Annotated in this window: 24 protein-coding genes; 15 read left to right on the top strand and 9 right to left on the bottom strand. The window is 65.6% G+C overall.

The features are described 5' to 3' along the window. Nucleotides 1–99: 99 nt before the first annotated feature. Both ASE69_RS17330 and ASE69_RS17325 read right to left on the bottom strand, forming a co-directional pair. Nucleotides 100–618 (bottom strand): carboxymuconolactone decarboxylase family protein, encoded by a 519-nt coding sequence (locus ASE69_RS17330; protein ID WP_056489297.1) that lies wholly within the window; start codon nt 616–618, stop codon nt 100–102. A gap of 128 nt (nt 619–746) precedes the next feature. Beyond that, complete coding sequence (locus tag ASE69_RS17325; protein WP_056489295.1) at nt 747–1,292, bottom strand: peroxiredoxin; 546 nt, start codon at nt 1,290–1,292, stop codon at nt 747–749. A 148-nt stretch (nt 1,293–1,440) separates the two neighbouring features. On the opposite strand from ASE69_RS17325, the gene ASE69_RS17320 reads away from it, so the two are divergent. The 3 genes from ASE69_RS17320 to ASE69_RS17310 all read left to right on the top strand — a co-directional run bounded on the left by ASE69_RS17320 (nt 1,441) and on the right by ASE69_RS17310 (nt 4,038). Beyond that, on the top strand, nt 1,441–2,343 hold the full coding sequence (locus ASE69_RS17320) for a hydrogen peroxide-inducible genes activator (protein WP_056057748.1): 903 nt from the start codon (nt 1,441–1,443) through the stop codon (nt 2,341–2,343). 256 nt (nt 2,344–2,599) lie between these two features. Then, entirely contained in the window at nt 2,600–3,232 is a 633-nt protein-coding gene (locus ASE69_RS17315) for a fasciclin domain-containing protein (protein WP_056489292.1), read from the top strand. A gap of 134 nt (nt 3,233–3,366) precedes the next feature. Further along, nucleotides 3,367–4,038 carry a fasciclin domain-containing protein gene (locus ASE69_RS17310; protein WP_082453195.1) on the top strand — a complete coding sequence of 224 codons (672 nt, stop codon included), beginning with the start codon at nt 3,367–3,369 and terminating at the stop codon, nt 4,036–4,038. 112 nt (nt 4,039–4,150) lie between these two features. Here the strand turns inward: ASE69_RS17310 and ASE69_RS17305 are convergent, their stop codons facing one another. The 3 genes from ASE69_RS17305 to pgsA are packed head-to-tail and all read right to left on the bottom strand — an operon-like array spanning nt 4,151 to nt 5,408. After that, nucleotides 4,151–4,600 (bottom strand): molybdenum cofactor biosynthesis protein MoaE, encoded by a 450-nt coding sequence (locus ASE69_RS17305; RefSeq protein WP_056489290.1) that lies wholly within the window; start codon nt 4,598–4,600, stop codon nt 4,151–4,153. After that, nucleotides 4,597–4,854, bottom strand: coding sequence for a molybdopterin converting factor subunit 1 (gene moaD / locus ASE69_RS17300; protein WP_056489288.1), 258 nt, complete (start codon nt 4,852–4,854; stop codon nt 4,597–4,599). Before moaD ends, ASE69_RS17305 begins: the two co-directional genes overlap by 4 nt. Nucleotides 4,855–4,856: 2 nt before the next feature. Then, nucleotides 4,857–5,408 (bottom strand): CDP-diacylglycerol--glycerol-3-phosphate 3-phosphatidyltransferase, encoded by a 552-nt coding sequence (gene pgsA / locus ASE69_RS17295; RefSeq protein WP_056489286.1) that lies wholly within the window; start codon nt 5,406–5,408, stop codon nt 4,857–4,859. Between the two features lie 114 nt (nt 5,409–5,522). On the opposite strand from pgsA, the gene ASE69_RS17290 reads away from it, so the two are divergent. Beyond that, a complete protein-coding gene (locus ASE69_RS17290; protein ID WP_056489284.1) occupies nt 5,523–6,848 on the top strand; it encodes an MFS transporter in 1,326 nt (441 codons plus the stop codon). A gap of 101 nt (nt 6,849–6,949) precedes the next feature. Here the strand turns inward: ASE69_RS17290 and ASE69_RS22640 are convergent, their stop codons facing one another. Next, the gene (locus ASE69_RS22640) at nt 6,950–7,114 is read right to left on the bottom strand and encodes a hypothetical protein (protein WP_165895150.1); all 165 of its coding nucleotides are present in this window, start codon (nt 7,112–7,114) and stop codon (nt 6,950–6,952) included. Nucleotides 7,115–7,309: 195 nt separating this feature from the next. Between ASE69_RS22640 and ASE69_RS17285 the strand changes: the two genes are divergently transcribed. Both ASE69_RS17285 and ASE69_RS17280 read left to right on the top strand, forming a co-directional pair. After that, on the top strand, nt 7,310–8,428 hold the full coding sequence (locus tag ASE69_RS17285; protein ID WP_056489282.1) for a DUF47 family protein: 1,119 nt from the start codon (nt 7,310–7,312) through the stop codon (nt 8,426–8,428). Between the two features lie 309 nt (nt 8,429–8,737). Continuing rightward, nucleotides 8,738–9,736, top strand: coding sequence for an inorganic phosphate transporter (locus ASE69_RS17280; protein ID WP_056489280.1), 999 nt, complete (start codon nt 8,738–8,740; stop codon nt 9,734–9,736). 118 nt (nt 9,737–9,854) lie between these two features. Here ASE69_RS17280 and ASE69_RS17275 read toward each other — a convergent pair whose 3' ends face one another. Further along, nucleotides 9,855–10,301 carry a phasin family protein gene (locus tag ASE69_RS17275; RefSeq protein WP_056489278.1) on the bottom strand — a complete coding sequence of 149 codons (447 nt, stop codon included), beginning with the start codon at nt 10,299–10,301 and terminating at the stop codon, nt 9,855–9,857. A gap of 131 nt (nt 10,302–10,432) precedes the next feature. Here ASE69_RS17275 and ASE69_RS17270 point away from each other — a divergent pair, with 131 nt between their 5' ends. From ASE69_RS17270 to ASE69_RS17240, 7 genes are all read left to right on the top strand, one after another. Continuing rightward, a complete protein-coding gene (locus tag ASE69_RS17270; protein ID WP_056489276.1) occupies nt 10,433–11,734 on the top strand; it encodes a UDP-glucose dehydrogenase family protein in 1,302 nt (433 codons plus the stop codon). A gap of 64 nt (nt 11,735–11,798) precedes the next feature. Further along, on the top strand, nt 11,799–12,413 hold the full coding sequence (locus ASE69_RS17265) for a TetR/AcrR family transcriptional regulator (protein ID WP_056489273.1): 615 nt from the start codon (nt 11,799–11,801) through the stop codon (nt 12,411–12,413). Nucleotides 12,414–12,724: 311 nt separating this feature from the next. Then, a complete protein-coding gene (locus ASE69_RS17260) occupies nt 12,725–13,123 on the top strand; it encodes a hypothetical protein (RefSeq protein ID WP_056489271.1) in 399 nt (132 codons plus the stop codon). Next, the gene (locus ASE69_RS17255; RefSeq protein WP_056489269.1) at nt 13,120–14,397 is read left to right on the top strand and encodes an efflux RND transporter periplasmic adaptor subunit; all 1,278 of its coding nucleotides are present in this window, start codon (nt 13,120–13,122) and stop codon (nt 14,395–14,397) included. The genes ASE69_RS17260 and ASE69_RS17255 overlap by 4 nt, the downstream gene beginning before the upstream one ends. 174 nt (nt 14,398–14,571) lie before the next feature. Then, nucleotides 14,572–17,751 carry an efflux RND transporter permease subunit gene (locus ASE69_RS17250; protein ID WP_056489267.1) on the top strand — a complete coding sequence of 1,060 codons (3,180 nt, stop codon included), beginning with the start codon at nt 14,572–14,574 and terminating at the stop codon, nt 17,749–17,751. A gap of 10 nt (nt 17,752–17,761) precedes the next feature. Further along, on the top strand, nt 17,762–19,174 hold the full coding sequence (locus ASE69_RS17245) for an efflux transporter outer membrane subunit (protein ID WP_156362383.1): 1,413 nt from the start codon (nt 17,762–17,764) through the stop codon (nt 19,172–19,174). Nucleotides 19,175–19,265: 91 nt separating this feature from the next. After that, nucleotides 19,266–19,541: a hypothetical protein gene (locus tag ASE69_RS17240; protein WP_056489265.1), complete on the top strand. Its 276-nt coding sequence runs from the start codon at nt 19,266–19,268 to the stop codon at nt 19,539–19,541. A 21-nt stretch (nt 19,542–19,562) separates the two neighbouring features. Here the strand turns inward: ASE69_RS17240 and ASE69_RS17235 are convergent, their stop codons facing one another. Then, a complete protein-coding gene (locus ASE69_RS17235; protein ID WP_056489263.1) occupies nt 19,563–19,820 on the bottom strand; it encodes a hypothetical protein in 258 nt (85 codons plus the stop codon). Between the two features lie 137 nt (nt 19,821–19,957). Between ASE69_RS17235 and ASE69_RS22230 the strand changes: the two genes are divergently transcribed. Continuing rightward, nucleotides 19,958–20,110 carry a hypothetical protein gene (locus ASE69_RS22230; protein WP_156362382.1) on the top strand — a complete coding sequence of 51 codons (153 nt, stop codon included), beginning with the start codon at nt 19,958–19,960 and terminating at the stop codon, nt 20,108–20,110. A gap of 48 nt (nt 20,111–20,158) precedes the next feature. Next, nucleotides 20,159–21,205: a lactonase family protein gene (locus ASE69_RS17230; protein WP_056489261.1), complete on the top strand. Its 1,047-nt coding sequence runs from the start codon at nt 20,159–20,161 to the stop codon at nt 21,203–21,205. On the opposite strand, the gene ASE69_RS17225 is transcribed toward ASE69_RS17230, so the two are convergent. Continuing rightward, the gene (locus ASE69_RS17225) at nt 21,202–21,477 is read right to left on the bottom strand and encodes a hypothetical protein (protein ID WP_056489259.1); all 276 of its coding nucleotides are present in this window, start codon (nt 21,475–21,477) and stop codon (nt 21,202–21,204) included. The two genes, ASE69_RS17230 and ASE69_RS17225, sit on opposite strands and share 4 nt — an antisense overlap. Between the last annotated feature and the right edge of the window lie 21 nt (nt 21,478–21,498).

The raw sequence follows: 21,498 nt of genomic DNA, 5'->3' as shown, positions 1-21,498 counted from the left end.
CTTGCGGGAGGGGTCGGGGGAGGGGCGTGCCAAATACGACCCTGAGCTTGGGGCTAGCCCCTCCCCTAACCCCTCCCGCAGGCGGGAGGGGAACAGAAGTCACAGCGTCGCGTGGACCGTCGCAACCGCCGTCATCACCGCGCCGATCCGGACCGACGTTTGGATCGCCTCGGCCGAAACGCCGGCCTTCTTCAGGATCTGCTCGTGGCTGTCGATGCACATGCCGCAGCCGTTCATCGCCGACACGGCCAGGCTGAAAAGCTCGAAATCGACCTTGTCGATACCTGGCTGGCCGATCACGTTCATCCGCAGCTTGGCGGGCATGTTGCGGTATTCCTGGTTCCCGGCGAGGTGCGTGAACCGGTAATAGACGTTGTTCATCGCCATCACCGCAGCCGCCGCGCGGGCAGCATTGGCGGCTTCGGGTGAGAGCTTCGGCGCGCATTCGGCCTCGGCGGCCTCGACCAGCGGCTTGTAGCCCGAGCCGTGCGCGCAGGTCAGCAACAGGCCGTATTTGCGCTGATCGGTCAGGTGCGTCTCGTTCAGCAGCGAGCCGACGTTGAGTCGGATGTCCTTGGCGTAGTCGGGCAGTTGCCCTGCGAATTCCTTGAGCGACATGATAATTCCTTCTGCTCCCCTTCCGCCTGCGGGAGGGGTCGGGGGAGGGACTGGAGACAAAAAGAGAGGGCGGCCCGTATGGACACGCCCTCCCCCGACCCCTCCCGTGAACGGGAGGGGAGTTTCAGTTACGCAGCGAGCTGGAGGACGTCATCGCCCTTGTTCCAGTTGCACGGGCAGAGCTCGTCGGTCTGCAGCGCGTCGAGCACGCGGAGCGTCTCGGCAGGATTGCGGCCGACGTTCAGGCCGTTGACCTGGACCGCCTGGATGACGTTGTCCGGATCGATGATGAACGTCGCACGGAACGCGACATGCTCGTTGCGATCGACGATGCCGAGCGCATCCGCGAGCTTGGCGCCGTTATCCGCGAGCCACGGGAAGTCCGCGGCGGCAAGGTCCGCGTCCGACTTGCGCCACGCGAGGTGGACGTGCGCGGTGTCGGTCGACGCGCCGATCAGGACAGCGTCGCGGTCCTCGAAATCGCCGCGGATGTCGCTGTAGCCGACGATCTCGGTCGGGCACACGAAGGTGAAGTCCTTCGGCCAGTAGAACAGCACCTTCCACTTGCCGGGATAGGCCGTCGTCAGGTCGAGCGTCTCGCCGGCGGGCAGCGCTGCGATGCCCTGCTGGACGGGAATGGTCATCGAGGGGAACTGGTCGCCGATGGTCAACATGATGGAAGCCTCCTGGAAATAAACTTGGCTCCAGGCATCCTCAAGCGCGGCGGTTGTCCCACTCGGTCGTTGTGCAATGCGGTATATGGGGGCTGGTGTAATCGATCCAACGCTCTATTTATCATCTGATGATCGATAGAGGCGATTAATGGCTGCGACTTACCTACCCACGTTGAAACAGTTGCAATATCTTGTTGCGCTGAAGGATCACGGTCATTTCGGACGCGCTGCGGAGGCGTGTTTCGTGACGCAATCGACGCTGTCGGCGGGCCTGCGCGAGCTCGAAACGCTGATCGGCGTGGTGCTGGTCGAGCGGACGCGGCGAGTCGTGCGGTTCACGCCGCTGGGCGACGGGATCGCCGACAAGGCGCGGCGTGTGCTGCGCGAGGCCGAGGAACTGGGCGACATGGCGCGCGCCGCGGGCCAGCCGCTGTCGGGCGACATGCGGATGAGCGTCATCCCGACGATCGCGCCGTTCATGCTGCCGAGGATTCTGCCACGGCTGCGGAAGGATTATCCGGATCTGAAGCTGTTCCTGCGCGAGGAGCCGAGCGGCCCGGCATGCGAGGGGCTGCACAACGGCCGGACCGACTGCGTGCTGCTCGCCCTCCCCTATGCGTGCGGCGAGGTGACGTCGGAGACGCTGTTCGAGGACCGCCTGTTCGTGGCGTATCCGTCGGGCGAGGAGCCGACCGCACTGCCCGCGATCCCCGCGTCGGCGATCGACGAGACGCGGCTGCTGCTGCTCGAGGATGGACACTGCCTGAAGGATCATGCGCTCGGCGCGTGCAACCGGCCTGAATTGCGTGCGGAGGCGACGATGCTGGGGACGTCGCTGCACACGATCGTGCAGATGGTCGATAACGGGCTCGGCATCACGATGCTGCCTGAAATGGCGCTGAAGGCGGGGATCCTCGACAACACCAACATCACCGCGAGGCCGCTCGACGAGAAGAATGCGGTGCGGCGGATCGCGCTCGTCTGGCGCCGCGCCAGTCCGCGCGAGAAGGACTTCCGGTTGATGGCAAAGGCACTGGCCGACGTGCAGTAACTGCATTGTCGTAGCGCCCCGCCCTTACTGCTGCCCCCATCCCTGAAAGGGAGGGGTTGGGGGTGGGTCGGCCAGCTTGTGTTGCTGACGGTCCAAGATGCGGAAGCCGCCCCACCCCCTGCCCCTCCCTTTCAGGGGTGGGAGACCGTTGCGAACTGGGCGCGCTCGGTCTTCACCCCATCCCGAGATCGACTCGCTTGCGCAACCAACTCGGTCTTCGATCGTATGTTTCCCAGTTCCCGCTGGAGATCGAACGATGTCGAAGACGCTTCCACTGCTGCTGATGACCAGCGCGCTGGCACTCGCCGCGTGCAGCGGCAAATCCAAGGACGACGTGGCCAGCGCCTCGACGACGCCCGCCAATCCCGCACTGGCGGTACCGAACGGGCCGCCCGCAGTCGCCAACCCTACCGTCGGCGGCGTGCCGATGATGGCGACGCGGACGATCGTCGACAACGCGTCCGCCGCGCCGAACCTATCGACCCTGGTTGCCGCGGTGAAGGCCGCAGACCTGGTCGGCACGCTGTCCGGCCCCGGCCCCTTCACCGTATTCGCCCCGACCAACGATGCGTTCGGGCGGCTCGCGCCGGGCATGGTCGACACCTTGCTGAAGCCAGAGAACAAGGCCTCGTTGACCAAGGTGTTGACGTATCACGTCGTGCCGGGCGTCATCACTGCCGACGACCTTCGCCAGCGGATTGCTGCAGGCGGCGGCACCGCGACGCTGACCACGGTCGAGGGCGACCCGATCACGGCTACACTCGTCGGCGCAGTCATCGCGCTCACCGACGTCAACGGTAACAAGAGTTATGTAGAGACCGCAGATGTCCGCCAGTCGAACGGCGTCGTGCACGTCGTCAATGGCGTGATCGTCCCTAAACTCAGCTAAATATGAGTTAGCCAGGCTCGGTTCATCGTATAGTCGATACGGCCTGTCGGTCAAATAGTTGAGATTACCGCCTCGATCCCCAATTTCCATCGTTAGAGTTTCATCCGTCCCAATCACAATCTCTGGAGTTGCAGATGACTGTTAAGACCAACCTTATGATTGCTGCGGCAACGAGCCTGTTTATTGCCACTGGTGCGACTGCCCAGACGGCAGCGCCAACCGCGCCGCCGACTGCGGCACCGGCCGCACCACAGACGGCGATGCCAGCGATGCCAACCACTCCGGCGGCACCCGGCACCGCGGTTGCTCCGCAACAGCCGGGCGCGCCCGCCGCCCCGACTGCCGCGGCAACGACGACCATCGCCGCTGCACTGCCGACGCTGCCGAACCGCGCGACGCTGGCGAAGCTGGTAACCGCTGCGAAGTTGCAGGCGACGCTCGCAGGCCCTGGTCCGTACACGCTGTTCGCGCCGAGCGACGAGGCCTTCACGCGCCTTCCGGCCGGTGCGCTCGACACGCTATTGAAGCCTGAGTCGGCACCGACGCTGGCGACGATCATCAAGTATCACGTCGTTGCCGGTGCGCTGACTGCGGACCAGTTGAAGGCGCAGATCACTGCGGGCGGCGGCAAGGCCACGTTGACGACGCTGGCAGGCCAGCCGTTGATCGCAGGACTCGGGCCGAACGGAAACATCGAGTTGACCGACACGGCCGGTATCAAGTCGTATGTCGATACGGCGGACATCAAGGAGACGAACGGCGTCGTTCATCTCACCAACGGCATGAGCGTTCCCAAGCTCGGCTAATGTGACTGCGGGCCGCGATCCCATCCGGGAGCGCGGCCCGCACTACTTTGTTTCCCCGCGAAGGCAGGGACCGAGTCTGGGCTCCCGCCTTTGCGGAAGAACATTCTTTGGGTTAGCCCTTCGACATATCCCATCTAGCAGCGGCGGCGTGGTCGCCATCACGCGCTTCGACCCAGCTAGCTTCAGTGCCACGCGTTTCGCGCTTCCAAAATGGCGCGTCAGTCTTCAGCCGATCGATCAGATACGCGCAGGCCTCGAGCGCAGCGCCGCGATGCGCCGCCGTCGCTGCGACGAACACGATCCGCTCTCCCGGATGCATCGGCCCGACGCGGTGCACGATGATCGCGGCACTCAGCGACCAACGCTCGATCGCGCCTTCCGCTACCTTGAGCAACGCCACTTCAGTCGCGCCGGGATAATGTTCGAGTTCTAGCGTACCGACGCCGTCGTCCGCGCGAACCAAGCCAGTAAACGTCGCCACCGCGCCCGCCCCTGCCGCCTCAGCGCGCGTCATCTCCGCGGCGATATCGATCGGCGACTGCTGGACCGAGATGTGGATCATCCGCCGGTTACCGGTGGGAAGATCGCGATCTCTTGCGCGCGACCGATCGGCGTATCAAGCGGCACGAAATCCTGATCGATCGCCGCGCGCAACCGCGATCGGTTCTCGAACGCCCCCGCATGCGCCGGGCTCGTTTCCGCCAGCCAGTCGACCAGATCCGCTACCGTCACGACGCTTGCCGGCGGCTCGACCGACTCCTCACCCGTGCCGATACGCTCGCGTACCCAGGCGAAATACACCATCCGTATCGTCATGATTAGTCCATGTGCTTCAGGCCGACGCGGAGATAATCCCACCCAGTCAGCAACGTAAGGACAGCCGCGCCCCACAGCGCGACGATGCCGACGGTGTGCACCCAGACCATCTCGGGCACCGAACCGCCAAGGATGATCCCGCCGAGCGACACGAGCTGCAGCGTCGTCTTCCACTTGGCGAGCTGCGATACCGGGACCGAAACCTGCACCTGCGCCAGGAACTCGCGCAATCCCGACACCGCGATCTCGCGCAACAGGATCACCAGCGCGGCGATGACATGAATGCCGGCGATATCCCGCGTGCCGACCAAGATCAGGATAACCGCCGCGACCATGATCTTGTCCGCGATCGGATCCAGGAAAATCCCTAGCCGCGATACCGCGCCGCTCGACCGCGCGAGGTATCCGTCGAAATAATCGGTGATGCCCATCAGGCAGTACAGCACGAAGGCGATGCCGTACCCGGCCTCCCAGTCGGGCCACCACAGGAACCAGACCAGCAGGGGCACCGCGACGATCCGCGACAATGTCAGGAGGTTAGGCAAGCTCAGCACCCACCACCCCTATACCGGTCGGTCGCGGGGCGAAACCGGTTTAACGTTGGCGTGCGGATGACGCTCGGCTAAGGGTTCGACACATTACCGCAACGATCAGGGCTATTTCCCGTCATGCTCAATGCCCTCGGGTTGCTGAAGCAACGTCGCTTCCTGCCCCTGTTCACCACGCAGTTTCTCGGCGCGTTCAACGATAATCTGTTCAAGACCTCGATGGTCCTGTTCGCGACCTATGCCGTCTTCAACGATCCGAAGATGGAGGCGAACTTCAACGCGCTGGCGACGGGACTCGGCATCCTGCCGTTCTTCCTGCTGTCCGCGCTTGCCGGGCAATTGGCGGACAGCGAAGACAAGGCGCGGATCATCCGGATCGTGAAGACGGTCGAGATCGGCATAATGCTGCTTGGCGCGACCGGCCTGATGGTCGCGCGTGCTGGGCACCCGTCGCTGGGGATCGGGCTGATGCTCGGCGCGGTGCTGTGCCTCGGCGTGCACTCGACGTTCTTCGGGCCGATCAAATACGCGATCCTGCCGCAGCATCTGAAACCGTGCGACGTGCTTGGTGGCACGGGCCTCGTCGAGGCCGGAACGTATCTAGCGATCCTGCTGGGCACGGTGACGGCAGGCTGGATCCCGATCGAGGGTGCGGCTGCCAGCGTCTTGATCGTTGCCGTGATCGGCTGGTTCTCCGGCCGCCAAGTGCCGCCAGCACCGCGCGAAGGCCCGCCGCTCAAGCTCGATTACAACCCGTTCACCGCGTCGTGGCGGTTGATCAGCGCGACGCTGCATATCCCCCGCCTGTTCCTCGCGATCGTCGCGATCAGCTTCTTCTGGACGATCGGCGCGGTGCTGATCATCGTCTTCCCGCCGCTGGTCAAGAACGTGCTGACCGCCGACGAGCGAGTCGCGAGCTTCGTGATCGCGGTGTTCTCGGTCGGCGTCGCGATCGGCTCGGTGGTGATCAACTCGATGCTGCGCGGGCGGATTTCCGCGAAGTTCTCGCCCGCGTCGGTGATCGCGATGGGCGGGTTCGTGGTGCTGTTCTCGTTCCTCGCGAGGAACTGGACGCCCGCGGCTCCGGGACATTATTACGATTGGGCCGGATTCATCCATCAGCCGGGCGCGATCCCCGTGCTGGCGACGCTGCTGGCGATCGCGATCACCGGCGGGATGTTCGTCGTGCCGCTCTATGCGTTCCTGACGACCACCGTCGAGAAGGACCAGACCGCGCGCACCGTGGCGGCGAACAACGTCGTCAATTCGGGCGCGATGACGATCGGCTCGATCCTCGTGATCGGTATCACCGCGATGGGCGTGACGCCCGAAGACATGCTGTTCCTGGTCGCGGCGATGTGCCTCGTCTCGGCATGGCTGGCGCAGAAGCTGCACCGCGCGTGCGACGACGACGCGATCGGCTGTTTGCCGACGCTGAAGGGGTAGCTCGTTCACCGGCCCACCCGCATCCGTTCGTGCTGAGCGAAGTCGAAGCACCTTCGCCCGGGACGTGCCCTTCGACTTCGCTCAGGGCGAACGGAATGTAGTCAAAAAATGAAGCTGTAGAAGCACGTAAAGAACGCGGCGAAGCTAAGCAGGAACAGCTTCACGTCCTGATCGTCGTTCCTCGCGCTCGCGATCACCGGTGGCGGCAGCGAACGGCGCATCGGATGGCGGGCGGCTTCGTTGGTGAGGACTAGGCGTCTGGTCATGATGCAAACGTTAACGTCGCGTTTACCAATTCGACCAGTGACAAAGGTGGTTAAGGGAGCGGCGTCCGGCAATGGGACAGAAATGGACCCGTGGCGACGGTCCGAAAACTCTCCGCCGCGCCGCTATTCTTGCGTAAAAACCGGGTATAAGCTCCCGACTTTCCCCGCGATTCTGCGGGTGCGAGGACCCGAACCATCGAGCAGATCGGCGCACTTCCCTATGTGATCGACGAAGCCGGCCACGCCCGCGTGATGCTGATCACCTCGCGCGACACCGGCCGCTGGGTGATCCCCAAGGGCAACCCCATTGTAGGCCTCGCCAGCCACGAGGCCGCCGCGCAGGAGGCGTACGAAGAAGCCGGCATCCGCGGCATTTCCTGCCCCTCGCCTGTCGGACAGTTCGCGTACCGCAAACGCCGCCGCACCGGCCGCTACCGCGACATGATCGTGACGGTGTTTCCGCTAGCGTTCGTCGAGCAGCTCGACGACTGGCCCGAGCGTCATCAACGCGACACACGCTGGTTTACGCTTGATCGCGCGGCGGAGGCTGTCAATGAGCCCGGCCTGAAGGCGCTCATCGCTGCTTTCCGCGAGCCGCCGATCCCGGCGTCGCTCGCGCAACGTATCTTACCCGCCGTGCGCACGAGTGCGAAAAGGAGAATTCCGATGCTGGGCTGGTTCCAGTCGCTGATGCCGAAGCAGGGACGGTTCTTCGAACTGTTCGACGCGCATGCCGCGACCTTGGTCGCCGGCGCCGATGCACTCGCACGGCTGCTCCACGGCGAAGGCTCGATCGAGGGTCAGATCGCCGAGATCGTCAAGCGCGAGCACGAGGCAGACGATATCACGCGCGAGGTTCTCCAAGACGTCCGCCGCGTGTTCGTGACGCCGTTCGACCGCAGCGCGATCACCGACCTGATCGGCGTGATGGACGACGCGATCGACCAGATGAACGGCACGGCCAACGCGATCGCGCTGTACGAGGTGACCGAGTTCTCGCCGCAGATGCGCGACATGGCCGGCATCATCGTCGAGGCCGCGCGGATCACCGCGGAGGCGATCCCGCTGCTGCGGTCGCTCGGCACCAACGCAGGCCGGTTGCACGACCTGACCGCGCGCCTGATCCAGATCGAGGGGCATGCCGACGATATCCACGATACGGGCCTGCGCGCGCTGTTCCAGGCGTCGAAGATCAGTGCGGATCCGATGACCTTCATCATCAACCGCGAGATCTACAGCAGCCTGGAAAAGATCGTTGACCGCTTCGAAGACGTCGCGAACGAGATCCAGGGGCTGGTCATCGACCATGCTTGATGTGTCGCTTGGGTCCGCGACCTCCCGCAGAACTCCCCCCCGGCGAAGGCCGGGGTCCAGTTGGGGGACGGCAACAATTGAGGGCGGCGCGTCATCACTGCGACCTCTCCAACTGGGCCCCGGCCTCCGCCGGGGTGGTGGCTGTGAGCGAGCGATAACGCTTGGAGCAACCGCATCTGCTCCCCTCCCTGGAAGGGAGGGGTTGGGGGTGGGTCGGCCCGAGACGGATCGTGACACCCGCCCCATACCGACCCACCCCCTGCCCCTCCCTTCCAGGGAGGGGAGTCCGACGGCGTCCGGAGCGGCGGCATGATCCTCTCCCTCCCCCTCCTCATCGGTCTCATCGGCATCGCGCTGCTGTTCGACTTCCTGAACGGCCTTCACGACGCGGCGAACTCGATCGCCACCGTCGTGTCGACGCGCGTGCTGAAGCCGCAATACGCCGTCCTCTGGGCCGCGTTCTTCAACTTCATCGCGTTCGCCGTCTTCGGCCTCCACGTCGCGCAGACCGTCGGCACCGGCATCGTCCAGGCACACGTCATCGACGCACAGGTGATCTTTGCCGCGCTGATGGGGGCGATCGCGTGGAACGTCATCACTTGGGTGCTCGGCATCCCGTCGAGCAGCAGCCACGCGCTGATCGGCGGGCTGCTGGGCGCCGGCATCGCCAAGATCGGCTTCAGCGCGATCGTCTGGAGCGGCGTGATCAAGACCGTCCTCGCGATCTTCGCCTCGCCGGCGATTGGCCTGATGCTCGCGCTGGTCCTAGTGCTGATCGTCGCGTGGACGAGCCTCAAGCTCACCCCGCTCGGCGTCGACAAGCGTTTCCGCAAGCTCCAGCTGATCTCGGCCGCGCTCTATTCGCTCGGCCACGGCGGCAACGATGCGCAGAAGACCATGGGGATCATCGCCGTCCTGCTGTATTCGCAGGGCCTGCTCGGCGGCGAATTCCACGTGCCACTCTGGGTCGTCCTGTCCTGCCAGGCTGCGATGGCGCTCGGCACGCTGTCGGGCGGCTGGCGGATCGTCCACACGATGGGCTCGAAGATTACCCGCCTCACCCCAGCACAAGGGTTCTGTGCGGAAACCGGCGGTGCTATCACGCTGTTCGCTGCGACGTTCTGGGGCATTCCCGTATCGTCGACTCACACCATCACCGGCTCGATCGTCGGAGTCGGCGCCGCGCGGAGGTTATCCGCCGTCCGCTGGAACGTCGCCAGCAACATCGTCGTAGCCTGGACGCTCACTTTGCCCGCCGCCGGGTTGATCGGTGCAGGCACGTACTGGCTCGTGGGACTGTTCGTCTAAGCCAGAAATAGTTGAGGCTGCCCTGCCGCCGCTCCGTCATCGTATCGGAGCGGCGGCGTTCTTGCTCGTCCGTACGCCGCTCCACCCGGAACGGAGAGCGGCGTATCGGCCGGTCGGCTTACTTGATCCCGCCGCCCTGCAACGGCGCGACCGCGTCCTTGCCGAACTTCATGATCAGCTCGCCGATCTCGCGTGCCTGGCTCATGCTGCGCTGGCTCTGCTCGCGCAGGTAGTCGCCCTGGATCTTCATCACCTGAGTCAGGTCGCTGGCGCTCGCCGCCTCGCGCATCGCCGCGAAGGCCTCGCGCGCGTTCTGCTCGGCCTGGTCGATCATAGCCTTGCCGATCGTCGCGCCGCCCTCGGCGATCTTGCCGCCCGACTCCTTCATCGCCTCGCCTGCGCGCCGCGCCGGATCGACGACCTTCTCCGAGAACGCATCGCGTGCTTTCTCGGCATGGTCGCGCATCGTGTCCGCGGCGCCCTTGGCCGCGTCCGCCGCGCGATCGGTCGCCGCCTTGCTCGCGTTCGCACCGTCATCGACTGCCTGCTTGAAGTCGTCAGCCATCGTCTCTCTCCTGTGTTGCGCTGCCATTTGGTCGAAGTTTCAACCGGTATGCTCCGCTTTGGTTGCGCCCGCCAGCTTGCACCCGCGCGCATTAGTCTCGATAGGTCGCGCGGCTTTTACGGGGAACGTCCATGCGTATCACGATGATCGGTTCTGGCTATGTCGGCCTGGTGTCCGGCGCCTGCTTTTCGGATTTCGGGCATGACGTGATCTGCGTCGACAAGGACCAGTCGAAGATCGATGCGCTGCATGCCGGCCGCATGCCGATCTTCGAGCCCGGCCTCGACCAGCTCGTCGCGTCCAATGTCGCCGCGGGGCGGCTGACCTTCACCACCGATCTCGCCAGCGCCGTCGCGGAAGCCGACGCGATCTTCATCGCGGTCGGCACGCCGTCGAGGCGCGGTGATGGTCATGCCGATCTCAGCTACGTGTTCGCCGCGACCGAAGAGATCGCCGCGGCGGTCACCGGCCCGACCGTGGTCGTGACCAAGTCGACCGTTCCGGTCGGCACCGGCGACCGCGTCGAGGCTATCCTGCGAGAGAAGCGTCCCGACATCGACGTCGCGGTGGTTTCCAACCCAGAGTTCCTCCGCGAAGGCGCCGCAATCGGCGACTTCAAGCGCCCCGACCGCATCGTCATTGGTACCGAAGACGAGCGCGCCAAGCAGGTCATGCGCGACGTCTATCGTCCGCTCTACCTCAACGAATCGCCGATCCTGTTCGTCGGTCGCCGCACGTCCGAGCTGATCAAATACGCGGCCAACGCGTTCCTCGCGACCAAGATCACCTTCATCAACGAGATCGCGGACCTGTGCGAAGCGGTCGGCGCGGACGTGCACGATGTGTCGCGCGGGATCGGGCTCGACAACCGGATCGGCAAGAAATTCCTCCATGCCGGGCCGGGCTATGGCGGCTCGTGCTTCCCCAAGGACACGCTGGCGCTGCTCAAGACCGCCGAGGATTACGACACCCCGGTCCACATCGTCGAAGCCGTCGTGAAGGTGAACGACAGCCGCAAGCGCGCGATGGGCCGCAAGGTGCTCCATGCGCTGGGCGACAATCCGCGTGGCAAGACAGTCGCGCTGCTCGGGCTGACGTTCAAGCCCAACACCGACGACATGCGCGACGCTCCGAGTCTCGCGATCGCGACCGCGCTCGCCGACGCCGGCGTGACGGTCCGCACGCACGATCCCGAAGGCATGGCGCCCGCCAAGGCGATGATGCCCGACCTCGTCTATTGCGCGGACGCCTATGATGCGGCCGAGGGTGCCGACGCGGTCGTGATCGTGACCGAATGGGATGCCTATCGCGCACTCGATCTCGCGCGGTTGAAGCGCGTGATGGCCGGACCGGTGATGGTCGATCTTCGCAACGTCTATCAGCGCGCTGACGTCGAGCAGGCCGGGTTCGCCTACACCGCCGTCGGTCGGTGAGCGTCCCCGGCAACATATTCCAGTCACTGGACCTTTTGCGCGCTCTCACTATATACCGAACGGTATGAATAGGCTTTGCACGCTCACCGCCCCCAAGGGCCGCCCCCGCGAGTTCGATCTCGACCAGGCACTGGCGGGTGCGTTGCGCGTGTTCTGGCGCAACGGGTACGAAGGCGCATCAATGGCGGAACTGACCGCCGAGATGAAGATCACCAAGCCCAGCCTGTACGCCGCGTTCGGTAACAAGGAGGCGCTGTTTCACAAGGCGCTCGACCTCTACGAGCGCGAGAAGCTGGCTTATATGACGTCCGCGCTCGACGCGCCGACCGCGCGTGCCGTAGCGGAAAACCTCCTGCGGGGTGCGTTGCAGATGCAGATGAGCACCTGCGACCCCAAGGGTTGCCTGAGCGTCATCAGCAGCGTCGCGTGCAGTGCCGAAGCCGAGCCTATCAAGGCCGAAGTCGCCAAGCGTCGTGCGTCGTCCGAAGCTGCGCTCATGAAGCGGTTCGACGAAGCCAAGGTTGCCGGCGAGTTCCCCGAGGGTCTCGAGTCGCACGCGCTGATGCGCTACCTCTTCGCGATCATGCAGGGGCTGTCGATTCAGGCCGGCTCGGGTGCGAGCTGCACCGAACTCCAGCAGCTCGTCGAGACCAGCATGCTCATGTGGCCGACCAAATAGACACGGTTTCTACCGCGCCGCGAAAAAAAATACCGGCCGGTACAAAAGTCTTGTTGACTAGATGAACGTCAGGTTTATATACCGACTGGTATCGAAGCTCTCTCCTACTTCGGATGGGGCAGCCGGGGACACCAACCCGTGACCACGGTTAAAACCTAGGCTTCGGCCGAACTTTCGAAAATTCCAAGCGGGCAAGCGCGGCACGGTGATGTGCCGGCAACGACCGCGCACGCCCTGCGACCAGCTGACGTCGGTGGACCGTCCACCGACGAAGGCTAGCGCTTGCCCAAGATCAAAAGGGGGACAATCCCATGGCTTATCTCGACCTCGACAACATGTTCGCTTCGCCCGTGACCAGCCGCGCCCAGACCGTGGCAGCACCTGCCCCGACCGGCTTTTCCGCGCTGGAATGGAGCGTCATCGCGCTTGCCAAGCGCGACACGCTGCGCAGCCTGTCCGGCCCGAGCCGCATGTCGCGCGCGATGGGCAGCCTGTTCGGCCTGAGCACCGCGTCGCGGCTCGCCGATCCCCGGCTCGAGGCGTTGCGGCGGATGGCGGTGTACGCCTGGCGCCGCGGCTTCGCGCTGCCGATGGCCGAGATCCAGGGCTTCCTCGCCGCCGGTTTTGCCGAGGCACAGATCGAAACGCTCGTCGAGAGCGTGACCGGCATGCGCGTCGGCATCCAGCAGAAGCGGAGCATCGCAGCGTGAACCAATTGACCACGATCACGGCCGCGAACGACGCCGACGTCGTCGCGTCGCCGCCCGCGGACCGTCACCGACGGCCGGCCTGGCAGCGCGGCGCGATGGTGCTCGTGCCGATCGCGCTGCTCGGTGCGGTCGGCGTGAAGCTGTTCGACCATCCCGACGCGGCGATGGCGGCACCCCCGCCTGCTTCCGTCACGGTCGCGTCGCCGTTGGTGCGCCAGGTGAGCGAGTGGGACGATTATGTCGGCCGCTTCGCGCCGAGCCGCACGGTCGAGATCCGTCCGCGCGTGGCGGGCGAAGTCACCGGCATCCACTTCCGCGACGGCGAGATCGTCAGCAAGGGCCAGTTGCTCTTCACGATCGACTCGCGCCCGTTCGCAGCGGCTCTGGCTGAGGCGCACGCCAACGTCGCTAGTGCCCGCAGCGCTCTGTCGCTCGCCCGTACCGATCTCGGTCGCGCACAGCGACTGGTCGCCGATGAAGCGGTTTCGGCAGGCGAAGTCGACGCGTTGCGTGGCAAGCTCGAAGCAGCCCAGGCCGCGCTAGCCGCAGCGCAGGCTCGCGAACGCGCCCGCGCGCTCGACGTCGGTTTCACGCAGGTTCGCGCACCGATCGGCGGTCGTATCTCCGATCGCCGCGTCGATGCGGGCAACCAGGTCGCGGGCGGCGAAGGCACCGGCGGCACGGTGCTGACGACGATCAACGCGCTCGACCCGATCTACTTCACGTTCGACGGCTCCGAGGCGCTGTACCTCAAGACGCAGCGCGCGCGGCAGCCCGGCGCGACGCCGGCGGCGGTCGAGATCCAGTTGCAGGACGAGACCGAGCATCGCTGGAAGGGCAAGCTCGACTTCACCGACAACGGGCTGGACCAGCGATCGGGCACGATCCGTGGTCGTGCGGTTCTCGCCAACCCGGGGTATTTCCTGACGCCGGGGATGTTCGGCAACATGCGGCTTGCGAGTGCGGGGACGCGGCAGGCGCTGCTGGTGCCCGACGACGCGGTGCAGACCGATCAGGCTCGGAAGGTCTTGCTGACGATCGATTCGAAGAACGTCGTGAGCCAGAAGCCGGTAGAACTCGGCCCGGTGGTCGGTGGCCTGCGGATCGTGCGCTCGGGAATCGGGCCGAACGACCGGATCATCATCCAGGGGACGCAGATGGCGATGCCCGGTGCGACCGTCGCGCCGAAGGTCGGCCGGATCGTGGTCGCCTCGGGTGCGACGGCGCCGGCCTCGGTCCAGCCGATCTCGGGCGAGGCTACACTGGCCAAGTAAGCGTCCACCCCGGCGAAGGCCGGGGCCCAATTGGGATAGCGTTTCGACTAAATCACTGCGGTTCGCCCAATTGGGCCCCAGCCTGGGTTTCCATCGTAGTAATACTTCGATGGGGCCCTGCCGCCGGGGTGGTGTTGGGGCGTGTCCGTCGCTCTTCTTTCGAGGACACAAACCATGCGCTTCTCGCGCTTCTTCATCACCCGGCCGATCTTCGCGGGCGTGATCGCGGTGATCATCACGATCGTCGGTGCGATCGCCTACATGACGCTGCCGGTGTCGCAATATCCCGACATCGTCCCCCCCACCGTCACCGTCAGCGCGACCTATCCCGGCGCCTCTGCCGAGACCGTCGCCGAAACCGTCGCCGCGCCGATCGAGCAGGAGATCAACGGCGTCGACAACATGCTGTACCAGTCGTCGCAATCGACTGGCGACGGCAAGGTCACGATCACCGTCACCTTCAAGATCGGCACCAATCTCGACGCCGCACAGGTGCTCGTCCAGAACCGCGTCGCGGTCGCCGTCCCGCGCCTGCCCGAAGACGTCCAGCGTCTCGGCGTTGTGACGCGCAAGACGTCGCCCGACTTCCTGATGGTGGTGAACCTCATCTCGCCCGACAACTCGCTCGATCGCGGCTATATCTCCAACTACGCGCTGACCCAGGTCCGCGATCGCCTCAGCCGTATCGATGGAGTCGGTGACGTGCAGCTGTTCGGCGCGCGCGATTATTCGATGCGCGTCTGGATCGACCCCGGTCGCGCCGCCGCGCTCGACCTCACCGCCGGCGAGATCGTCGCCGCGTTGCGTGCGCAGAACGTCCAGGTCGCCGCCGGCACGCTCGGCCAGCCGCCCTATGACAAGGGCAACAGCGCGTTCCAGCTCAACGTCGAGACGCAGGGTCGCCTGACCGATCCCAAGCAGTTCGCCGACGTCGTCATTCGCACCGACGCACAAGGCCGCCAGGTCCGCGTCTCGGACGTTGCCCGCGTCGAACTCGGCGCGCAGGATTACGGCGCCAACACCTATCTCAGCGGCAAGCCCACGGTCATCGCCGCGGTCTTCCAGCGTCCCGGTTCGAACGCACTCGGCGCAGCACAAGCCGTCACCGCCGAGATGGAGAGCATGTCGAAGCGCTTCCCCAAGGGCCTCGAATACAAGGTCATCTACAACCCGACCGAGTTCATCGCCCAGTCGATCGACGCGGTGAAGCACACGCTCTTCGAGGCGATGGTCCTCGTGGTGCTCGTCATCCTCGTCTTCCTGCAGAAGTGGCGCGCGGCGATCATCCCGATCGTGGCGATCCCGGTCTCGCTGATCGGTACCTTCGCGGTGCTGGCGGCGGCGGGCTATTCACTCAACAACCTGTCGCTGTTCGGCCTCGTCCTCGCGATCGGCATCGTCGTCGATGACGCGATCGTCGTGGTCGAGAATGTCGAGCGCAACCTCGAACACGGGCTCTCCCCGTTGGAGGCGGCGCGCACGTCGATGGACGAAGTGTCGGGCGCGCTCGTCGCGATCGTGCTCGTGCTGTGCGCGGTGTTCATCCCGACCGTGTTCCTTACCGGCCTATCGGGCGCGTTCTACCGCCAGTTCGCCGTGACGATCTCGACCGCGACGATCATCTCGCTGCTGATCTCGCTGACGCTGTCGCCGGCACTCGCCGCGATGCTGCTCAAGCCGACTGCCCCCGCCGACTCCGGCAACCGCCTGACCCGCACCGTGCGGCGCGCCGGCGATGCCTTTAATCGCGGCTTCGAGCGGATGAGCGACAGCTATGCCCGCCTCACCGCGCGCCTGGTCACCGCGCCGCGCCGGATGATGATCGCCTATGCCGCGTTGATCGCGGTCACGGTCGGCGTGTTCACGATCACCCCGTCCGGCTTCGTGCCCGCACAGGACCAGGGCTATTTCCTGACCGTCATCCAGCTTCCGCCCGGCTCGTCGGTCGAGCGTACCGATGCCGTCATGCAGAAGGTCGCGAAACGCATCCTGCCGCTCGCTGGCGTCAAGGGCGCGGTCATGCTCGCGGGCTTCGACGGCCCGTCGCAGACGCTCGCCCCCAACTCGGCCGCCGCGTACATTCCGCTAAAGAGCTTCGAGGAACGCAAGAAGCTCGGCGTCACGCTCGCGAGCATCATGGCGGAATCGCAGAAGGCGACCGGCAACATCACCGAAGCGCGCCTGCTGATCGTCCCGCCACCGCTGATCCAGGGCATCGGCTCGGCCGGCGGCTATCGCCTGATGGTGCAGGACCAGGGCGGCCACGGTTACGCCGACCTCGGCAAGACGAGTTACGCACTGATCGGCCAGGCGAACCAGACCAAGGGTCTCGCCCAGATCTACACGTTCTTCGACACCGCCACGCCGCGCATCTTCGCCGACGTCGACCGCGCCAAGGCCAACCTTCTCGGCGTTCCACCTGAGCGCGTGTTCGAGGCGCTGCAGGTCTATCTCGGCTCGGCATTCGTCAACGACTTCAACCTGCTGGGCCGGACTTACCGCGTCACCGCGCAGGCCGACGCACCGTTCCGCAACACCACCGCGGACATCGCCAACCTGAAGACGCGCTCCAACTCGGGCCAGATGGTCCCGGTCGGTTCGGTCTCGACGTTCAGGGACAAGACCGGGCCGTATCGTGTGGTCCGCTACAACCTCTTCCCCGCGGTCGAGGTCGATGGCGACACCGCCAAGGGCTATTCCTCCGGCCAGTCGCTGGTCGCGATGGAGAAGCTCGCCGATGCGTCGCTCCCCGCCGGCTACGCGCACGAATGGACCGGCATCGCGTATCAGCAAAAGGCCGCCGGCAGCACCGCCGCGCTCGTCTTCGGCATGGCGGTGGTGTTCGTCTTCCTCGTGCTCGCCGCGCAATATGAGAGCCTGACGTTGCCGCTCGCGATCATCCTGATCGTGCCGATGTGCCTGCTGGCCGCAATGACCGGCGTGAACCTGCGGGGCATGGACAACAACGTCCTGACGCAGATCGGCCTGGTCGTGCTGATTGCGCTCGCCGCGAAGAACGCGATCCTCGTGGTCGAGTTCGCCAAGCAGGCCGAGGAACAGGACGGCCTCACCCCGGTCGAGGCGGCAGTGCGCGCCGCGAAGGACCGGTTGCGGCCGATCCTGATGACGAGTTTCGCGTTCATTCTCGGCGCGGTGCCGCTGGTGATCGCGACCGGTGCCGGTGCGGAACTCCGCCAGGCGCTCGGGACCGCGGTGTTCTTCGGGATGATCGGCGTGACCGGGTTCGGTCTGCTTTTCACCCCCACCTTCTATGTCGTCGCACGGGCGCTGGCGCTGCGGTTCGAACGCCGCAAGCCAACCGCTGCCCAGCCGACCCTTCAGCCAGCCGAATAGGACCAGCATCATGAAGTCCGCCCTCCTCGCGAGCCTCTCGGCGCTGACGCTCGCCGCGTGCGCCGCCGGCCCCGACTATGTCGCGCCGATCACCCCACCCAAGGCGGCGGCGTCGTTCGTCACCGCGAATGCTGCCACCGTCACGACCGCACCCGACAACGACTGGTGGCGGATGTACCGCGACCCGGTCCTCGACGGCCTCGTCGCGGACGCGCTCGCAGCCAACACCGACCTCCGCGTCGCGGTCGCGCGTCTCGACAGCGCCCGCGCCTCGCTGCGCGGCGCCAAGACCGACCGCGAGCCACAGGTGAACGCCGGCGCGAGCGGCAATTACGCGCGCACCTCGCAACTCCAGAACCTGCCCGGCCTCGACCGCGAGCGTGCCACCTACGACGTAGGCCTGGACGTCAGCTACGAGGTCGATCTCGCTGGCCGAGTCCGCCGCAACGTCGAGGCAGCCCGCAGCGACGTCGGCGCGGCGCAAGCCGATGCGGACGCCGTCCGCGTCTCGATCGTCGCCGCCACCACGCGTGCCTATGTCGACGCAGCCTCGTCCGCCGAACGTCTCGCGGTCGCGCGGCGGATCGTCGACCTGCTCGACAAGTCGAACACGCTGACCGGCAAGCGCGTCGACGCCGGTCGCGCCGCCCGCCTCGACCAGGTCCGGATCGCCGCCCTGCGCGATCAGCGCGCCGCCAACATCCCGCAGATCGAAGCCGAGCGCCAGGCCGCACTCTTCCGCCTCGCCACGCTCACCGGCCGCACCCCGCAGGACCTGCCCGCAACCGCCGGCGCCCGCACCACCACGCCGCGCCTCGATCAGCCGATCCCGATCGGCGACGGCGCGGCGCTGCTCGCCCGCCGCCCCGACGTCCACGCCGCCGAACGTCGGCTGGCCGCCGCCACCGCGCGGATCGGCGTCCAGACCTCGCAACTCTATCCGCAGATCTCGCTCGGCGGTTCGATCGGCTCGACCGCGCTCAGCGTCGGCGACATCTTCACCGGCGGCCCGATCCGCTGGCTGCTCGGCCCCCTGCTGAACTGGTCGCTCAACCAGTCGGCAGCCCGCGCCCGCATTGCCGGTGCCGAGGCGGACTCACGCGGAGCGCTCGCCAATTTCGATGGCAGCGTCCTCACCGCGTTGGAGGAAACCGAGACCGCGCTGTCGAACTACGCCCGCGAACTCGACCGCCGCACGCAGCTACAGTCCGCGCACGACAACGCCGCCACCGCCGCCCGCATCACCCGCGCCCGCCAGCGCGAAGGCCAGATCGATTTCCTCGACGTCCTCGACGCCGAACGTACGTTGGCCGACACGGACACGGACCTCGCCGCCGCCGACTCGCGGATCGCGGGGGCGCAAGTCGACCTGTTCCGTGCGCTGGGTGGTGGCTGGCAGGCGCCAAGTCGCCCCGCCGCATGAGGTAGATGCAGCCAGAAACGATACGTTAACAAACATAATGGTGTAAGGAGCGACTAAGATAGATCAAGTTTGACATCTGGCGGAATGCAGTATGACCGACGACATCGCACAGACGGATACGAACGCCGCAGCGTGGCGTGATCGGGCCACGTATTATGAAGACCGAGCGGCGCAGGAACGGGTACTTGCCGTTTCCGCGCGCTCGGACGCGGCCTATACCGCGCATCGGGTACTCAGCGAGCGACATCTTCAACTCGCGGCTACTGCCGAACTAGTCGCCGATATGCCGGATGCCGAACCACCGCAAAGCTCGTCGCTGGAGCAGACCGGCGACCTGATCCGCCGGAGTTACGGTGATGCCGGATAGCAGCCCATCCGACCGGGAATGTCAGGCGATGTCGGCCTTGCCGAGGTTGATCTTGTCGTAGAGCGCCAGCAACGCGGTCACTTCCTCGACCACGGTTTCCTGCTCCGCCCGCCAGCGCGCGGTGGCGTCGTGCGACGGAATACCATCCTGCCCGTCATGCAGGGTAAACCCTTGGTCTATCAGCCAGATCGCGTCGCTCGCCCGCGAACGCTGTCGTCGCAGGTGATAGACCCATTGCTCGATTATCCCCGAAGGTACCAGTCTATCCAGATCGCCCATGACGCCGCGGTAGGGCAACGCCGACGCCAATACCAGCCTTCGGAAATTTTGCCGCAACACACTCCTTCCGGGAGGGATTTCGAGATTAACCGTGTTGCGAAATCCGGCCGCAATATCGTGCGGCCAAAAGCATGGTAATGGATTTCCTCCCGCACCCTTCCGTGATCGAACGCCGGATGGACGACCAGTCCGTGCTCGCGATTCAGGCGCCGAACGCGATCATCGCGCGGATGCACGAAGAACTGGCGTTGCTGTACCGCGAGCAATTGGTTGCGCTGATCGAGCGCTGATCTGAATTGGGAAGCGATGCAGCACCGACCCCGGTTATAAGCCGACGGATGACCCGTTCCGACCCCCACCCCAACACCGCAAAATTCCTCTGGATCGGCACCTATGCCGGCGGAGGCGGTATGGGCATCTATCCGCTTGATCAAATTGGCACGCTTGCCGCACCCTACGCGGACGCACGCAACGCATCGTTCGGTACCTATTCGTCGCGGTTCGATCTTCACTACCTGGTCGACGAGCAGGACGACGGCGCGCTGGGCGTACACCGTCGCACCGCCTCGGGCTGGATCCGGCTAGCGCATGTCCCGGTCGGTGGCGCAGCACCGTGCCACGTTGCGCTGGATCGCACGCAATCCTGCGTCGCGGTCGCGAACTATGCGAGCGGGAGCGTCTCGCTGTTTCGGCTGGATCCACGGAGCGGCTTGCCGATCGGCCAGCCAACGGTGCACGCCAATGACGGCAGCGGCCCCGATCACGAACGCCAGCAATCGCCGCATGCGCACTGGGTCGGCTTTGGTCTCGACAATCGGTTCCTGTATGTTGCGGATCTCGGCACCGACGAAGTGCTCGCCTTTGCATTCGACGCGGGCCGCCAGACGCTCGGCACGCCGCACGTCGCGCTCAAGGCCGTGCCCGGATCGGGGCCACGACACCTGCTGTTCCATGAGCAGCACACGCAATCGGCGTATTTAGCCTGTGAACTCGATAGCACGCTCGTCGCGCTGACCGTCGAGGGCCGCGATCTGAAGCCCCGCGCGTCCGTTTCGACCCTCCCCGCAGGCTGGCACGGCGCGAACATCATCGCGCACATCGGTGCCAATACCGCAGGCGACCGGCTGTACGTCTCCAACCGCGGCCATGACAGCATCGCGGTCTTCGCGTTGAACGAACGCGGCGATCCCACACTCCTCCAGCATATCGCCAGCGGAGGCGCATCGCCGCGCTTCTTTATTGTCTTGCAAGAGGAAAACCGGATGATCGTCGTCCATGAACGCGATCAGCGCGTGACGATGCTCGATATCCTGCCGGACGGGACGCTCGCGCCGACCGACTTCGCAGTGCACGTTCCTGGCGCCGCGTTCGCCTTCATCGCTTAGCTGACGCTGGCGATCAGCAGCGTCAGTTCGGTACGGACCGGATTGTCGTCGATGCGGATCGGCTTCACCGCACGGCGCTTGACGGGATAGGACGCGCGCACCGCGTCGCACAGATCCTTGACCGAGACGCGCACGCACGCCCCTTCGTCGCAGACCAGGCGCGGCGTGCTGATCGATTGGATGCAGGTAGTTGGCGTACCGGCCCAGACTGGCGCCGCGCTCGACAAAAGGCATGCGGCTGCGATCCGCAAAACGGTGTTCTTGGTCATCATGGTAGCTGGCCCCCCACAGGC

This window comes from Sphingomonas sp. Leaf208 (genome assembly GCF_001421415.1).
Lineage (GTDB): Bacteria > Pseudomonadota > Alphaproteobacteria > Sphingomonadales > Sphingomonadaceae > Sphingomonas.
This window is presented reverse-complemented; position numbering and strand designations above follow the sequence as displayed.

What these genes read in the sequence shown, in the direction of transcription:
- ASE69_RS17240 (WP_056489265.1), top strand. Translation starts at nt 19,266, where the DNA reads ATGACCGACGACATCGCACAGACGGATACGAACGCCGCAGCGTGGCGT.
- ASE69_RS17245 (WP_156362383.1), top strand. Translation starts at nt 17,762, where the DNA reads ATGAAGTCCGCCCTCCTCGCGAGCCTCTCGGCGCTGACGCTCGCCGCG.
- ASE69_RS17230 (WP_056489261.1), top strand. Translation starts at nt 20,159, where the DNA reads ATGACCCGTTCCGACCCCCACCCCAACACCGCAAAATTCCTCTGGATC.
- ASE69_RS17290 (WP_056489284.1), top strand. Translation starts at nt 5,523, where the DNA reads ATGCTCAATGCCCTCGGGTTGCTGAAGCAACGTCGCTTCCTGCCCCTG.
- ASE69_RS17305 (WP_056489290.1), bottom strand. Translation starts at nt 4,600, where the DNA reads ATGATCCACATCTCGGTCCAGCAGTCGCCGATCGATATCGCCGCGGAG.
- moaD (WP_056489288.1), bottom strand. Translation starts at nt 4,854, where the DNA reads ATGACGATACGGATGGTGTATTTCGCCTGGGTACGCGAGCGTATCGGC.
- ASE69_RS17310 (WP_082453195.1), top strand. Translation starts at nt 3,367, where the DNA reads ATGACTGTTAAGACCAACCTTATGATTGCTGCGGCAACGAGCCTGTTT.
- ASE69_RS17280 (WP_056489280.1), top strand. Translation starts at nt 8,738, where the DNA reads ATGATCCTCTCCCTCCCCCTCCTCATCGGTCTCATCGGCATCGCGCTG.
- ASE69_RS17270 (WP_056489276.1), top strand. Translation starts at nt 10,433, where the DNA reads ATGCGTATCACGATGATCGGTTCTGGCTATGTCGGCCTGGTGTCCGGC.
- ASE69_RS17235 (WP_056489263.1), bottom strand. Translation starts at nt 19,820, where the DNA reads ATGGGCGATCTGGATAGACTGGTACCTTCGGGGATAATCGAGCAATGG.
- ASE69_RS22640 (WP_165895150.1), bottom strand. Translation starts at nt 7,114, where the DNA reads ATGACCAGACGCCTAGTCCTCACCAACGAAGCCGCCCGCCATCCGATG.
- ASE69_RS17250 (WP_056489267.1), top strand. Translation starts at nt 14,572, where the DNA reads ATGCGCTTCTCGCGCTTCTTCATCACCCGGCCGATCTTCGCGGGCGTG.
- ASE69_RS17325 (WP_056489295.1), bottom strand. Translation starts at nt 1,292, where the DNA reads ATGTTGACCATCGGCGACCAGTTCCCCTCGATGACCATTCCCGTCCAG.
- ASE69_RS17315 (WP_056489292.1), top strand. Translation starts at nt 2,600, where the DNA reads ATGTCGAAGACGCTTCCACTGCTGCTGATGACCAGCGCGCTGGCACTC.
- ASE69_RS17260 (WP_056489271.1), top strand. Translation starts at nt 12,725, where the DNA reads ATGGCTTATCTCGACCTCGACAACATGTTCGCTTCGCCCGTGACCAGC.
- ASE69_RS17265 (WP_056489273.1), top strand. Translation starts at nt 11,799, where the DNA reads ATGAATAGGCTTTGCACGCTCACCGCCCCCAAGGGCCGCCCCCGCGAG.
- ASE69_RS17275 (WP_056489278.1), bottom strand. Translation starts at nt 10,301, where the DNA reads ATGGCTGACGACTTCAAGCAGGCAGTCGATGACGGTGCGAACGCGAGC.
- ASE69_RS17330 (WP_056489297.1), bottom strand. Translation starts at nt 618, where the DNA reads ATGTCGCTCAAGGAATTCGCAGGGCAACTGCCCGACTACGCCAAGGAC.
- ASE69_RS17320 (WP_056057748.1), top strand. Translation starts at nt 1,441, where the DNA reads ATGGCTGCGACTTACCTACCCACGTTGAAACAGTTGCAATATCTTGTT.
- ASE69_RS17225 (WP_056489259.1), bottom strand. Translation starts at nt 21,477, where the DNA reads ATGATGACCAAGAACACCGTTTTGCGGATCGCAGCCGCATGCCTTTTG.
- ASE69_RS22230 (WP_156362382.1), top strand. Translation starts at nt 19,958, where the DNA reads ATGGATTTCCTCCCGCACCCTTCCGTGATCGAACGCCGGATGGACGAC.